We start from the raw sequence: 13295 nt of genomic DNA, 5'->3' as shown, positions 1-13295 counted from the left end.
TGCCTCGCAGGCAGGTTCTCAAACACAGTGCGCAGGAGCGTTCCCCATAAGAGCTTCAATCCGGCGGCGCACACGCACGGCGGCGGCATCGGTCACGAAATTCGGTTCTTTGCGCGCGTCCGCCTCTGCAAGATGCGGCTCTATTGCTTCCAGCACCCTGATATCCTCGCTCACAACCTGATCATTGCGTTCTGCATAACTGTTGGAAAGATCTTGATCGTTCAGTGCGAAATTACGCATGATCCCAGCAAAATAATGGGTGCTGTGTTGTGTTTCCGGCGTAATCGCATGGAAAAAGACGAGATCACCTACACTCGATGTCGGTTCGCCTTCTTCATCACAGGCGATAATCTCGGAACCCGCTGATATGACCAGCCCGACACCAAATAACTCTGAGCGGCTTCTGATCCGCATCTGCGCGCTGAGAGCGGGAAACAGGGCGTGAAGAGCTTCATCTGTGGCCTTGGGTGGAGAGAGGCGCATGAAGGCCAGATAGTTTTCCTCGTCGATGATTTCGGAAGGTCTGGTAGAGCCATTGGCCGCGCAGCGCTGTCCGAGCGTAAGAGGATGCGTGAAGCTGATGTGAGACTGGTCAAAAAGATTTTCGAGCACGATCTGCGATCTGGCCTGCACATGAAAGGTCTTCAGACCAAAGAGCAGAGTCTGGCCAGCCTCAGGTTGAAGACACCGCGCAAACGGCAGGCGATTCAGGTCAGGCGTTTCCTCTGAGCCGACCCATAGCCAGATAAATGGCGCATGGTCCACAACATGAAATGATTTCAGGTTCATGCCTGCGGGAACATGTTTCTGAAAAGGGAGATGGGCACACACGCCATCAGAACCGAAAGCAGCACCGTGATAAGGGCAAACGATCTGGTCGTTGACGATTTCCGCTGTTTCCAGAGGCATTTGCCGGTGGGGGCAGAGTGCTGACACTGCCGCGACGGAGCCTGACCGCTGCCGATAGAGGATGATGCGCTCACCTGCGATCATTCGCATCAGCGGTGCTTCGCCAACTTCATGGCTCCATGCTGCGACATACCACTGGTTCCGGGGGTAGGCCTGTTCAGCAGCAATGAAGGGATAAAAGGCCATGAAATCTCGCACACTTTTTGAATAGTCAAAGAGATGCGGCGAGAGGGTTAACAGTTCATTGGGAAAACTGCCGATCGGTTTAGAATTTAAGGTTTGAGCGAAAAAGTTTCGTTCTGTTACGTCAGACGCTGATGAACAGACAGACTCTTCCACTCTGCCGGTAAACAACCGGCCACAAAAAACGCCGGAAGGTTTCCCCGCCGGCGTTCCTTGATACAGCGCTGGATCAGCAGATCAGAGCTTGCGCTCGACCTGAAGTTCCTTGATCCGGCCAATAGCCTTGGCGGGATTGAGCCCTTTCGGGCAGGTCTGCGTGCAGTTCATGATCGTGCGGCACGCATAGAGCTTGAAGGTGTCTTCCAGCGAGTCGAGACGATCGCCCTGATGCTCGTCACGGCTGTCCGCGATCCAGCGATAGGCCGCAAGCAGCGTGGCCGGACCGAGGTAACGGTCGCCGTTCCACCAGTAGGACGGGCAGGAGGTGGTGCAGCAGAAGCACAGGATGCACTCCCACATACCGTCCAGCTTGGCGCGCTCTTCCGGTGACTGGAGACGCTCACCATCCGGCGGAGGCGCACTGTCGGCCTTCATCCAGGGATCGATGGAGCGCAGCTGGGCATACGCGCCGTCGAGGTTGGACACCAGATCCTTCACGATGGGCATGTGGGGCAGGGGATTGATGATGATATCCCCCTGCATGTCCCGGATCGGCTTGAGGCACGCGAGCGTGTTCTCGCCGTCGATGTTCATCGCACAGGAACCGCAGATGCCCTCACGGCAGGAACGGCGGAACGTCAGCGTCGGATCGACGTCGTTCTTGATGTGGATCAGCGCATCGAGAACCATCGGGCCGATGGCGTCGATGTCGATCTCATAGGTGTCCATCACCGGATTGCTGCCGTCATCCGGCGTCCAGCGATAGATCTTGAAAGTCCGCACATTCTTGGAGCCGGCGGGGGCAGGAAAAAACTGCCCCTTACCCACCGTGCTGTTACGCGGAAGTCTCAGTTCGACCATCTTCAGTCTCCCTTTTCTGACGGCGGGTTAGTAGACGCGCTTCTTGGGCGGGAAGACCTGAACCTCATCGGTGAGGGTCTTCATGTGTACCGGACGGTACGTCATGTTCGTGCCGCCCTTGTCATCCAGCCAAGACACGCTGTGCTTCATCCATTCCTTGTCGTCACGGTCCGGATAATCGTCACGGGCGTGAGCACCGCGGCTTTCATGGCGGACAAGGCCGCTTTCCAGCGTCACCGTCGCGTTGGCGAGAAGGTTTTCGAACTCGAGCGCTTCCATCAGGTCGCTGTTCCAGATCAGGGAACGGTCGGCCACGGACAGGTCGCCCTTGGCTTTCCAGATATCCTGGATCTTGTCACAGCCTTCCTTGAGGCTTTCCTCGGTGCGGAACACCGCCGCATGCATCTGCATGTCGCGCTGGAGACGGTCACGCAGTTCGGAAACGCGGGTGCCGCCCTTGGCGTAACGCAGCGCATCGAGACGATCGAGCGCGTTCTCGCCAGCGCCAGCAGGCAACGGCTTTACGAAGTCGGTCGGCTTGACGATCTCGGCGGCGCGCTTCGCAGCGGCACGACCGAAGACGATCAGATCGAGCAGCGAGTTGGTGCCGAGACGGTTTGCACCATGCACGGACACACAGGCCGCTTCACCGACAGCCATCAGGCCGGGTACGACGGCATCCGGGTTGTCATCCGTCGGGCGGACAACTTCACCATGAATGTTCGTCGGGATACCGCCCATGTTGTAGTGAACGGTCGGCAGAACCGGAACCGGTTCCTTCGTCACATCCACACCGGCGAAGATGCGGGATGTCTCGATGATGCCCGGCAGACGCTCATGCAGCAGGTCGGAACCAAGATGCTCCAGATGCATCATCATGTGGTCTTTCTTCGGACCACAGCCACGGCCTTCGCGCATTTCAACCGTCATGGCGCGGGATACGACGTCACGGGACGCCAGATCCTTCGCCGTCGGTGCGTAACGCTCCATGAAGCGCTCGCCTTCCGAATTGGTCAGGTAAGCGCCCTCACCACGGCAGCCTTCCGTGAGCAGGCAGCCTGCCGGATAGATGCCGGTCGGATGGAACTGCACGAACTCCATGTCCTGCGTCGGCAGACCGGCGCGCATGACCATGCCACCGCCGTCACCCGTGCAGGTGTGGGCCGAGGTGCAGGACTGGTAGGCGCGGCCGTAACCGCCCGTCGCCAGAACGACCATCTTCGCATTGAAGCGATGGATCGTGCCGTCATCCTGACACCACGCCATCACGCCGCGACATGCGCCTTCCTCATCCATGATGAGGTCGATGGCGAAATATTCGACGAAGAATTCGACGTTATGCTTCAGGCACTGCTGATACAGCGTGTGCAGGATCGCATGACCCGTGCGGTCGGCGGCGGCGCAGGCGCGGGGCACAGGGGCCTTGCCGTAGTCGCTCATGTGACCGCCGAAGGGACGCTGGTAGATCTTGCCCTGTTCGGTACGGGAGAATGGCACGCCGAAATGTTCGAGTTCGTGCACGGCGGGGACCGCCTCGCGGCACATGAACTCGATCGCGTCCTGATCGCCCAGCCAGTCCGACCCCTTTACGGTGTCGTACATGTGCCAGCGCCAGTTGTCTTCAGCCATGTTGCCGAGGGAGGCGCCGATGCCGCCCTGTGCTGCGACCGTATGGCTGCGTGTGGGGAAAACTTTCGTGACGCAGGCAGTGGACAGGCCAGCGGCGCCCATACCCAGCGTTGCACGGAGACCCGACCCGCCGGCGCCGACCACGACCACGTCATAGGCGTGATCGACAATGCGGTAGGCCCCCCGAGAAGGAGAGGAATTAGCGTTCATAGTGACGGCGCTCCCGTTATCTTGCGACCAGTCAATGCATCAGAAAAACCGGCGAAGCCTGCTGGCCACGTCGGTCAGCGGCGATCAGCCTTTAGAGGCAGGGCGACCAAGGGCCAGTTTCAGCACCGAAACGACGCCGAGCAGGCCAAGAAGTCCTGTGCCGATCTTGACGAGTAGTTTTGTGGGGGCGTGAGCCTTGCCATGCACGTAATCGTCCACGATCACCTGCAGCCCGACTTCCGCGTGATAGAAGCTGGTGGCGACCAGAGCGGTCAGCAGCGTCGCGTTGACCGGCTTGCCGCCCCATTTGGCGACCTGCTCATAATCCGCTCCGCCGAGACGGAACATCTGGATGACGAACCAGCCGGAGAGCGGCAGCAGGCTGGCTGCTGAAACACGTTCCACGATCCAGTGGCCGGTGCCAGAGTGACCGGAGCCGAGGCCACGGGCGCGGCCCAGCTGTGAGCGCATCACGGTGCGATGCGTGGGAGACGTTGCATTCATCTCAGGAAGCCTTCTTCAGCAGCTTGGCGCGATGCCGTGCGCGACAGCAGGAAACACCGAGCAGGGCGGTTGCGAGCGTGACGCCCACACCGGCGATGACGCCAAGCGCCACCGGACCGTCCTCGTTCAGTTCCTTCTTGTCGTAGCGATGACCAGCATCCCAGATGAAGTGGCGAAGGCCACCGACTGTGTGCCAGACCAGTGAGAGGATCCATCCGAACAGCACGAGCTGGCCCAGCGGATTGCCTGTCACCTTGCGGGCGCTTGCAAAGGATTTCGGTCCTTTTGCGAGGGCCGCCAGCCAGAAGACACCCAGTGCTGAACCGCCGGTTGCCACCACACCCGTAATTCGGTTCGAAATGGAAAGAAACATCGACAGGCGCATTTTATAGACCTGAAGATGCGGTGACATCGGTCGTCGGATTAGAGTGCCGTCACTTCGGCTCCCGACATAGAGCGCTTCCCGGACATCCTGCATCGTCGCCTCGTCATCTTGTCCATGTAAAACGCCGCACGGAAGGCGGCGCTATTCCAGAACCGGTCCTACGCCGCAGGGTTTTCGTGGTCAATTGAACGGGGAAACACGAGACCGAGAGGGAACCTCACGTTTTGGAGGATGTGAGGGCGGGGGGAGCAGGGATGCTCCCCGACGGATGAAGGCAGGACTGTTTCAGAGAGTGCAAACAGGCTGAAACAGTCATCTGGTCGACTGGTTGTATCAATCCCCCGTGACCGGCGGCCTTCTGCGCTTTAGTTGCGATGAGGCAACAGATCGAGAGCAATCATCGTCTCGGCGATCTGCACGGCATTCAGGGCAGCGCCCTTGCGCAGATTGTCGGACACACACCAGAAAGCCAGACCGTTCGGCACGGTCGGGTCGATTCGCAGACGGGACACATAGGTTGCGTCTTCACCCACACACTCGATGGGGGTGACATAACCACCGTCCTCACGCTCATCGAGCAGGACGACTCCTTCAGCCTCACGTAGCGCCTCACGTGCCTTCCTGAGATCGACCGGTTCCTCGAACTCGACGACGACGGCTTCCGAGTGACCGATGAAAACCGGCACGCGCACGCAGGTGGCGAGAACCTGAATCTCCGGGTCGAGAATCTTTTTCGTCTCGACGGTCATCTTCCACTCTTCCTTGGTGGCGCCGTCATCCATGAAACGATCGATCTGCGGAATGCAGTTGAACGCGATCTGCTTCTGGAACTGCTCGACCTTCGGCGGATCGTTGACGAACGTGCCTTTGGTCTGGGCGAACAGCTCGTCCATGCCGTCCTTGCCTGCGCCCGCGACGGCCTGATAGGTCGCGACGACGACGCGCTTGGCCGTGAACAGGTCATGCAGCGGCTTCAGCGCCACGACCATCTGGATAGTGGAGCAGTTCGGATTCGCGACGATCCCGCGCTTGGCCTTCTTCAGATCGTTCGGGTTTACTTCCGGCACGACCAGCGGGACATCCGGCTCCATGCGGAAGTGGGACGTGTTGTCGATCACGATGCATCCGGCCTTCGCAGCACGGGGACCGTGAATGGCGGACACGCTTGCGCCCGGCGAGAACAGGGCGACATTCCAGCCAGCAAAATCGAATGTCTCGAGATTCTGGACTTTCAGCGTGCGGTCCCCGAAGGAGACTTCGCGCCCGGTCGAACGCGGTGACGCCAGAGCCACGATCTCGTCGACGGGAAACTCCCGTTCGTGCAAGGTCTTCAGTATTTCGCGTCCGACAGCGCCTGTCGCGCCCACGACCGCTACGCGATAACCCATCTCAGTTCCTCTCCTGCTCCACGCTCACTGTGGAATGCCACTGTAGAATTGCGAGTCGACACCTATAGCAGGAACGTGGTGCGTGGAAGGCTTATCGCAAGCCCGAAGGGTGCGTTCATCCCAGAGGCTACCCTTCCGCGCAGTGAACGGGAAAGGGAGAGTTGCAGGAGAAACAGCCCTGCAATTCACGACCGACTTTGCGGTTGTGCCGCGTTTCCGCCTCATTAAGGTTCAACAGTCTGAATGCGCTTCGGTGATATTTGGCTTGCCGGGGCCATCACTGAGAAGGAAAATCCATGATCTTTCGTCGTTCTGGCGTCCTGGCGCTCATCGCCGGCCTGTCATTTGCCGGTGTCTCCGCTTCTCACGCGCAGTCTTTTGGAGGCATTGCTCAGGGTGCGGAGCAGGGCGCCCTGCAAAGCGTGACGGGTTCTTCCGGCGGCACATCCGGCCTGCTCGGCAGCCTTGGTGTTCCGTCCCTGTCTTCTGCCAGCTCAGGTAACATCGCCGGTCTGCTGGGCTACTGCGTGCAGAATGATCTGGTCAGCAATGTTTCTTCCGCCAAGTCCACGCTGAACACGCTGACAGGCAAGTCCGATGTGACCAGCGATGCGTCCTATGCTTCCGGCCAGCAGGGACTTCTTCAGCTTGCTGATGGCAACCAGCTTTCCCTGTCTTCCCTGAAAGCCGCGGTCCGCAAGAAAGTGTGCAAGGCTGTCACGAGCAAGGCTTCCTCACTTCTCTGAAGAGAGGCATGAATCTGCTGTCGCTGGCACGTGTCCGGCGGCGGCAGGTAAGGTGAAAGCAAGGGCGGCACTTTGTTTCTGCCTTGGCATACAAACGAAAAAAAGCCCCGGTCTTTTGAACCGGGGCTTTCTTGTTAGATGCGAACTGAAAAGACGATCAGAGCTTCTCGACCTGCCCATATTCCAGATCGACAGGCGTGGAGCGACCGAAGATCGAAACGCTGACCTTGAGGCGCTGCTTCTCTTCGTCGACTTCCTCGACAACACCATTGAACGAGGTGAACGGACCGTCTGCAACGCGGACCTGTTCACCAACCTCGAAGGTGACGGAGGAGCGAGGACGCTCAACGCCTTCCTGAGCCTGCTTCATGATCCGCTCGGCTTCCGCCGCAGGGATGGGGCTCGGACGGGTCTTGGAGCCAAGGAACCCGGTCACTCTGGGAGTGTCTTTCACCAGATGCCAGGCATCATCCGTCAGTTCCATGTTCACCAGGATGTATCCCGGGAAGAACTTGCGCTCGGAGTTGACCTTCTGGCCTCGACGAATCTCCACCACTTCCTCGGAAGGGACGAGAACCTGTTCAATATGGTCGGACAGCCCTTTCTGGGCAGCCTCTTCCATGATCTGGGTGGCGATTTTCTTCTCGAAACCCGAATAGACGTGAACGACGTACCACCGCTTGGCCATACCGGTCTTCTAGCCTCCCAGTCCGAAAAGTTCTCGAACGCCGAGCCCGATAGCCTGATCGACGACGAAAAAGAAAATGGAAGCGAGCGTAGCCATCGCGAGTACGGCTCCCGTTGTCACCAGCGTCGCTTTCCGTGACGGCCACGTGACCTTTTTGGCCTCGGCTTCTACATCCCGGAGGAATTTGACTGGACTGGTTGACACGAAAAAACCTTCTCTTTCGACCTGCCATCGATCCTTCGTGGATCGAATCCGGCAGACCGGTAACACTCGCCAGAAACCGACCGGAGCCGGCAACCTGTGCCAGCCCTGTCCAGCGTCGGGACTGGTCCCGTTGAGACTGAATTCAGGCTGATTTGGCAGGGGCGGAGGGTCTCGAACCCGCAACCTCCGGTTTTGGAGACCGGCGCTCTAGCCAATTGAGCTACACCCCTGCGGTACCATCCCGAGTGACCCCGAAGCAGACCGAAGTCTTTTTCGCTGTTTCCACTCAGGTCGGGCACAGGTGGCGGAAAAGAATATGTTGCGCGTTTAAAGTCAAGAGGACAGAGCGGGAATTGCTTCGGAAAAATGTTCTTCTTGACCGGGAAGATGTTGAAAATCCGCCGGAAATTCCGGGTTTTTGCGAGAATTATTTTCTGTGAAAAAAGTCGCTCATGCCTCCCGACGCATAAGGGCAACGATAGAGGCTTGCGTCGTCGGAAAGGGAGGTTATATAAGCGCCTCGGATGCGGGCGTAGCATAGTGGTAATGCAGTAGCCTTCCAAGCTTCTGAGGAGGGTTCGATTCCCTTCGCCCGCTCCAGATTTCCTGTATAAGTAAAATACGCAATGTGACTAAGTAAGTCGGGCTGGGTTTGGTCCCATTTGCCTGCGCTTTGTCATGTCTGCCGCGCTGTCAGGAAAAGAAACGATGCCTCAACAAATCACCCAGCCGGATTCCAGGCGACATCAGTGGCTTGTGCTGGCGTCCTGTTGCCTCAGCCTGCTGCTGGTGATGATGGACGTTACCATCGTCAATGTGGTGCTGCCTTCCATCAAGCAGGCTTTCGGAGCCAGTCTTTCCGGTCTGCAATGGATTGTGGACGCCTACACGCTGACGGTTGCAGCTTTGCTGATGGCGGCTGGGACGCTGGCGGACCGTTTTGGTCGCAGAAAAGTGTTTCTGACAGGCATCGTGATTTTCTGCACAGCATCCGCGTTCTGCGGGCTGGCCCTTACACCGACACAGATGATTGTGGCGCGGATTCTGCAGGGCGTAGGTGGCGCCATGTTGAACCCGGTCGCGCTCTCCATCATCGCGAATACATTTCTGGACCCCGGTGACCGTGCACGTGCGATCGGTCTGTGGGGCATGATGTCTGGCATCGCTCTGGCGCTGGGGCCGGCTGTCGGCGGGTTCATCGCCGATGCCCTGAACTGGCGGGCGGTATTCTGGATCAATGTGCCCGTGGGGCTGATTGCCCTGGTGATGACGATTCGTTTCGTTCCCGAATCGCGCTCACCGATTCCGGCGCGATTCGACCCGGCGGGGCAGGGGCTGGCCGCACTGACGAGCATGGCGCTGGTGGGCGCGCTGATCGAAGGCCCGGATCTGGGCTGGCGGAGCGCTCGGATTCTAGGACTGCTGATCCTGTCCGTTCTGTCGCTGGTGGTGTTTCTCATTGTCGAGAAACGCAGCACCCACCCCATGCTGAATCTTGGCTTCTTCCGTTCGGTTCCGTTCGCGTCAGCCACTGTGCTGGCTGTGCTCTGTTTCGCGGTTTTTTCGTCGCTGCTGTTCCTGAGCACCATCTACCTGCAGGACGTAAGAGGATTCGCGCCCGGTGCAGCGGGCTGGAAACTGATGCCTTTCGCCGTGGCCGTGGTGATCGCAGCTCCGCTTTCCGGGCGGTTGGTGGCGGCGCAGGGCGCGCGCGTGCCGCTGGTGCTGTCCGGTTGCGGTCTGGCTGGCGGAGCATGGATGCTGACCGGGCTTGCTGCGGACACGTCACCGCTCTGGCTTGCGGTGGCCTATGCGCTGACGGGAGCAGGATTCGGGCTCTGTAACGCGCCCATAACCAACGCCGCCGTGTCGGGAATGCCAAGACGGCAGGCCGGACTCGCGGCCGCCGTAGCCTCCACGAGTCGACAGATCGGGGCAGCGCTTGGGGTGGCGATAGCCGGCAGTCTGCGTGGTGCAGGGATTGTCTCAGAGGACAGGGCGGAATTTGCAGCCTCTTTTCTGCATCTTAGCTATTTCGTCTGCTGGATCGCGGCGGTGCTTGGAGGTAGTGTGGTGCTTGTGGGAGCACTGGCGACAAGCGGTTATGCACGGGCAAGCGCGGAGCGGGTGGCGCGCGACTTTTCCTGAGGGAGATGGGGAAGCCCAGATTGTTGCCGTGGTGAAATATTAGGGGAAGATTGACTTCTCTTCATCTGGTCTGTTGCGCGCCGATAGTCACCATGCTAGAGGCCGCCACAATAACAAATGCGACCGGGTGTGCTTTCTGGTCTGGTGCAAAACCCGACCGGGACCGCGCAGTCCGATGCCCTTGGGGAACGCAGAAGGAAACAGCCGACAGTGGCCACTGCCGTAACAAGTACCCGATCCGCTGCTCAGTCCCCGGTGGGGACAGGCGGCCTCGCCGGGCGGTATGCGACCGCGCTTTATGAGCTTGCCGCCGATCGGTGGAAGCTCGACGAGGTCCTCCCCCAGGCCGATGCTCTCGCCAGACTGATCGATGAAAGCCCTCAGTTCGCGGCAGTCCTTCAGGACACGCGTCTTGATATCAGAGACGCCCGCAAGGCTGTTCTCGCCGTGATCAGGCAGCAGGGCTTCGGCGAACTGATCACCAATTTCGTGGGTGTGGTGGCGGACAATCGTCGGCTGCCCCGTCTTCGCCAGATTATGGCGGCGTTTGCTGCTGTGGCTGCCGCCCGTCGCGGGGAGGTGTCTGCCGAGATCGTCAGCGCGCAGCCCCTGACGACAGCACAGCGCGCCCAACTGCAGGGCAAGCTCGCCGAAGCCGGTTATTCGCGTGTCGTGCTTCAGGAGCACGTTGATCCCGAGATCCTTGGTGGTCTTGTGGTGCGCGTCGGCCCTCGCCTTGTTGACACCAGCCTGCAATCCCGCCTTGTACGCCTGCATTATGCCATGAAGGGAGCCGCGTGATGGAAATCCGTCCCGCTGAGATTTCGGATATCCTGAAGCAGCAGATCGCTTCATTCGACACGGCGTCAGAAATCGCCGAAACAGGAACAGTCCTGACCGTTGGCGATGGTATCGCCCGTGTTTACGGTCTTCAGAACGTCATGGCCGGCGATCTCGTCGACTTCCCGACGGCCGGTCAGAAGGGCATGGCCCTCAACCTTGAGAACGACAACGTTGGTGTTGTTATCTTCGGTTCCGACACGGAGATCCGTGAAGGCGACACCGTCAACCGTTCCGGTGCGGTTGTCGAGGTTCCGGTCGGCAAGGGTCTGCTCGGACGCGTTGTCGATGGTCTTGGCAACCCGATCGATGGCAAGGGCCCGCTGACAGACGTCACGATGACGCCTGCCGAGGTCAAGGCTCCCGGCATCATGCCGCGTCAGTCGGTCAGCGAGCCGATGCAGACAGGCATCAAGGCAATCGACGCCCTTGTGCCGATTGGACGTGGACAGCGTGAGCTCGTGATTGGTGACCGTCAGACCGGCAAGACCGCGATCCTGATCGACACCATACTGGCTCAGAAAGATGTCAATGCGCTCGGCGACAACAAGAAGTCGCTGTATTGCATCTACGTCGCAATCGGTCAGAAGCGCTCTACTGTTGCCCAGCTCGTTCGCACCCTCGAAGAGAATGGCGCGATGCCTTACTCGATCGTGGTTGCAGCTACTGCCTCCGATCCGGCTCCGATGCAGTATCTCGCGCCTTACTCCGCCTGCGCCATGGGTGAGTATTTCCGTGACAACGGTATGCACGCCCTGATCTGCTACGACGATCTGTCAAAGCAGGCTGTTGCTTACCGTCAGATGTCCCTGCTGCTGCGTCGTCCGCCGGCTCGTGAAGCCTATCCGGGTGACGTCTTCTATCTGCACTCCCGTCTGCTGGAGCGCGCTGCGAAGATGTCCGATGCAAATGGTGCCGGTTCACTGACGGCTCTGCCGGTCATTGAAACGCAGGCTGGTGACGTCGCCGCCTACATCCCGACGAACGTGATTTCCATCACGGACGGTCAGATCTTCCTTGAGACCGACCTGTTCTACCGTGGTATCCGTCCGGCCGTGAACGTTGGTGGTTCGGTTTCGCGTGTTGGTTCTGCGGCGCAGATCAAATCGATGAAGCAGGTTGCTGGCAAGATCAAGCTTGAGCTTGCCCAGTATCGTGAGATGGCTGCGTTCTCCCAGTTCGCATCCGACCTTGATCCGGCAACGCAGAAGCAGCTTGCCCGTGGTGCCCGTCTGGTCGAGCTTCTGAAGCAGCCTGAGTCTTCCCCGCTGTCTGTTGAAGAGCAGGTTGTGGTGCTGTTCGCAGGAACGCGTGGCTATATCGACAGCATTCCTGTCGAGAAGGTCGTGCCCTGGGAGACGAAGCTTCTGGCTGAACTGCGGAGCCCCGCCAAGGACATTGTCCAGGCGCTGCGCACCGAACGTCAGATCACCAAGGATCTTGAAACGAAGATCGGCGAGTTCCTTACGGACTTCAATCGTCGTTTCACAGCCTGATCGCGAGTAACCGTTCATGGCCTCCCTGAAGGAACTCCGCGCACGGATCGGAAGCGTCAAATCGACGAAGAAGATCACGAGCGCGATGAAAATGGTCGCGGCCGCGAAACTCCGCCGCGCCCAGTTGCACGCCGAGGCAGCCCGCCCTTATGCGGCTGCCATGCGTCGTATGCTTGGTGAGCTCGCCGGATCGATGGCTGGTCAGGATGGTCTTCCGCAGCTTCTTGCCGGCACGGGTAATGACCGCGTTCATCTCCTGATTCCGATCACCAGTGACCGTGGTCTTGCCGGTGGGTTCAACTCGAACATCAACCGCACGACCCGTCTGACGATCCGTCGTCTTCAATCCGAAGGCAAGACCGTCAAGCTGCTGCCGATCGGACGCAAGGGATATGACTATCTGTCCCGCGAATATGCCGATCTGATCGTTGATCATGTCATCGGTGTAGGTGGCAAGGAAATTCCGTTCTCTGCGGCGAGTGATCTCGGTGCGAAGGTGACGGCGCTTCTGGAAGCCGGACAGTTTGATGTCTGCACCGTTATCTATAACCAGTTCCGCAATGTGATGTCGCAGGTGCCTACGCCTCTGCAGCTGATCCCGCTGGGGCTGGATGAAGCCGAGGCAAAGCCTGATCCGGATGCTGCTCAGTATGAGTTCGAGCCGGATGAACAGGTGCTGCTGGAGCGTCTGCTGCCGCGTAATCTGCAGGTGCAGATGTATGCTGCCCTGCTTGAGTCGGCAGCCGGTGAGCAGGGTGCGCGTATGACCGCTATGGACAACGCAACCCGCAACGCAGGCAAGGCGATCGACCGTCTGACGCAGACCTACAACCGGACCCGTCAGGCCAATATCACCAACGACCTTATCGAGATCATCTCGGGTGCGCAGGCGGTCTGATCGCCGCCTCCATCCGATCCCGTATCATTCAGACCGAATTTGCCCGC

At 59.3% G+C, this 13295-nt stretch carries 13 protein-coding genes and 2 tRNA genes; 6 read left to right on the top strand and 9 right to left on the bottom strand.

Features of this window, described 5'->3' with window-relative positions:
- Positions 1-18: 18 nt before the first annotated feature.
- The 6 genes from EMQ_RS06840 to EMQ_RS06815 form a co-directional block, all read right to left on the bottom strand.
- On the bottom strand, positions 19-1095 hold the full coding sequence (locus EMQ_RS06840) for an aromatic ring-hydroxylating dioxygenase subunit alpha (RefSeq protein WP_010667271.1): 1077 nt from the start codon (positions 1093-1095) through the stop codon (positions 19-21).
- Between the two features lie 234 nt (positions 1096-1329).
- On the bottom strand, positions 1330-2112 hold the full coding sequence (locus EMQ_RS06835) for a succinate dehydrogenase iron-sulfur subunit (RefSeq protein WP_010667270.1): 783 nt from the start codon (positions 2110-2112) through the stop codon (positions 1330-1332).
- 27 nt (positions 2113-2139) lie between these two features.
- On the bottom strand, positions 2140-3951 hold the full coding sequence (gene sdhA / locus EMQ_RS06830) for a succinate dehydrogenase flavoprotein subunit (RefSeq protein WP_018308276.1): 1812 nt from the start codon (positions 3949-3951) through the stop codon (positions 2140-2142).
- An 84-nt stretch (positions 3952-4035) separates the two neighbouring features.
- Complete coding sequence (gene sdhD, locus EMQ_RS06825) at positions 4036-4455, bottom strand: succinate dehydrogenase, hydrophobic membrane anchor protein (RefSeq protein ID WP_010668719.1); 420 nt, start codon at positions 4453-4455, stop codon at positions 4036-4038.
- Between the two features lies 1 nt (position 4456).
- Positions 4457-4933 (bottom strand): succinate dehydrogenase, cytochrome b556 subunit, encoded by a 477-nt coding sequence (gene sdhC / locus EMQ_RS06820; protein ID WP_010668720.1) that lies wholly within the window; start codon positions 4931-4933, stop codon positions 4457-4459.
- A 272-nt stretch (positions 4934-5205) separates the two neighbouring features.
- Positions 5206-6228, bottom strand: a complete 1023-nt coding sequence (locus tag EMQ_RS06815) for an aspartate-semialdehyde dehydrogenase (RefSeq protein WP_010668721.1) — start codon at positions 6226-6228, stop codon at positions 5206-5208.
- 296 nt (positions 6229-6524) lie between these two features.
- Between EMQ_RS06815 and EMQ_RS06810 the strand changes: the two genes are divergently transcribed.
- Entirely contained in the window at positions 6525-6974 is a 450-nt protein-coding gene (locus EMQ_RS06810) for a DUF2501 domain-containing protein (protein WP_010668722.1), read from the top strand.
- Between the two features lie 157 nt (positions 6975-7131).
- Here the strand turns inward: EMQ_RS06810 and nusG are convergent, their stop codons facing one another.
- From nusG to EMQ_RS06795, 3 genes are all read right to left on the bottom strand, one after another.
- Positions 7132-7662 (bottom strand): transcription termination/antitermination protein NusG, encoded by a 531-nt coding sequence (gene nusG, locus EMQ_RS06805; protein WP_010668723.1) that lies wholly within the window; start codon positions 7660-7662, stop codon positions 7132-7134.
- Between the two features lie 9 nt (positions 7663-7671).
- Positions 7672-7866, bottom strand: coding sequence for a preprotein translocase subunit SecE (gene secE / locus EMQ_RS06800; RefSeq protein ID WP_026200153.1), 195 nt, complete (start codon positions 7864-7866; stop codon positions 7672-7674).
- Positions 7867-8019: 153 nt separating this feature from the next.
- Positions 8020-8096: transfer RNA gene (locus EMQ_RS06795), tRNA-Trp, on the bottom strand.
- A 296-nt stretch (positions 8097-8392) separates the two neighbouring features.
- Between EMQ_RS06795 and EMQ_RS06790 the strand changes: the two genes are divergently transcribed.
- From EMQ_RS06790 to EMQ_RS06770, 5 genes are all read left to right on the top strand, one after another.
- A tRNA-Gly gene (locus EMQ_RS06790) sits at positions 8393-8466 on the top strand.
- A gap of 108 nt (positions 8467-8574) precedes the next feature.
- Complete coding sequence (locus EMQ_RS06785; RefSeq protein ID WP_010665853.1) at positions 8575-10014, top strand: MFS transporter; 1440 nt, start codon at positions 8575-8577, stop codon at positions 10012-10014.
- A gap of 117 nt (positions 10015-10131) precedes the next feature.
- A complete protein-coding gene (locus EMQ_RS06780) occupies positions 10132-10815 on the top strand; it encodes a F0F1 ATP synthase subunit delta (RefSeq protein WP_010665852.1) in 684 nt (227 codons plus the stop codon).
- A complete protein-coding gene (gene atpA / locus EMQ_RS06775; RefSeq protein ID WP_010665851.1) occupies positions 10815-12350 on the top strand; it encodes a F0F1 ATP synthase subunit alpha in 1536 nt (511 codons plus the stop codon). Before EMQ_RS06780 ends, atpA begins: the two co-directional genes overlap by 1 nt.
- A 16-nt stretch (positions 12351-12366) precedes the next feature.
- Positions 12367-13248, top strand: coding sequence for a F0F1 ATP synthase subunit gamma (locus tag EMQ_RS06770; RefSeq protein ID WP_010665850.1), 882 nt, complete (start codon positions 12367-12369; stop codon positions 13246-13248).
- The last annotated feature ends 47 nt before the right edge of the window (positions 13249-13295 follow it).

Origin of the sequence: Acetobacter aceti NBRC 14818 (assembly GCF_000193495.2) — a bacterium.
GTDB lineage: Bacteria > Pseudomonadota > Alphaproteobacteria > Acetobacterales > Acetobacteraceae > Acetobacter > Acetobacter aceti.
The sequence above is the reverse complement of the archived record's forward strand: the minus strand, read 5'-3'. Positions and strand labels throughout refer to the sequence as shown.

Coding starts and splice junctions, on each gene's coding strand:
- nusG (WP_010668723.1), bottom strand. CDS start 7,662: ATGGCCAAGCGGTGGTACGTCGTTCACGTCTATTCGGGTTTCGAGAAG.
- EMQ_RS06840 (WP_010667271.1), bottom strand. CDS start 1,095: ATGGCCTTTTATCCCTTCATTGCTGCTGAACAGGCCTACCCCCGGAAC.
- EMQ_RS06785 (WP_010665853.1), top strand. CDS start 8,575: ATGCCTCAACAAATCACCCAGCCGGATTCCAGGCGACATCAGTGGCTT.
- sdhA (WP_018308276.1), bottom strand. CDS start 3,951: ATGAACGCTAATTCCTCTCCTTCTCGGGGGGCCTACCGCATTGTCGAT.
- EMQ_RS06835 (WP_010667270.1), bottom strand. CDS start 2,112: ATGGTCGAACTGAGACTTCCGCGTAACAGCACGGTGGGTAAGGGGCAG.
- sdhD (WP_010668719.1), bottom strand. CDS start 4,455: ATGAATGCAACGTCTCCCACGCATCGCACCGTGATGCGCTCACAGCTG.
- EMQ_RS06770 (WP_010665850.1), top strand. CDS start 12,367: ATGGCCTCCCTGAAGGAACTCCGCGCACGGATCGGAAGCGTCAAATCG.
- EMQ_RS06815 (WP_010668721.1), bottom strand. CDS start 6,228: ATGGGTTATCGCGTAGCGGTCGTGGGCGCGACAGGCGCTGTCGGACGC.
- EMQ_RS06810 (WP_010668722.1), top strand. CDS start 6,525: ATGATCTTTCGTCGTTCTGGCGTCCTGGCGCTCATCGCCGGCCTGTCA.
- sdhC (WP_010668720.1), bottom strand. CDS start 4,933: ATGCAGGATGTCCGGGAAGCGCTCTATGTCGGGAGCCGAAGTGACGGC.
- atpA (WP_010665851.1), top strand. CDS start 10,815: ATGGAAATCCGTCCCGCTGAGATTTCGGATATCCTGAAGCAGCAGATC.
- EMQ_RS06780 (WP_010665852.1), top strand. CDS start 10,132: ATGCGACCGGGTGTGCTTTCTGGTCTGGTGCAAAACCCGACCGGGACC.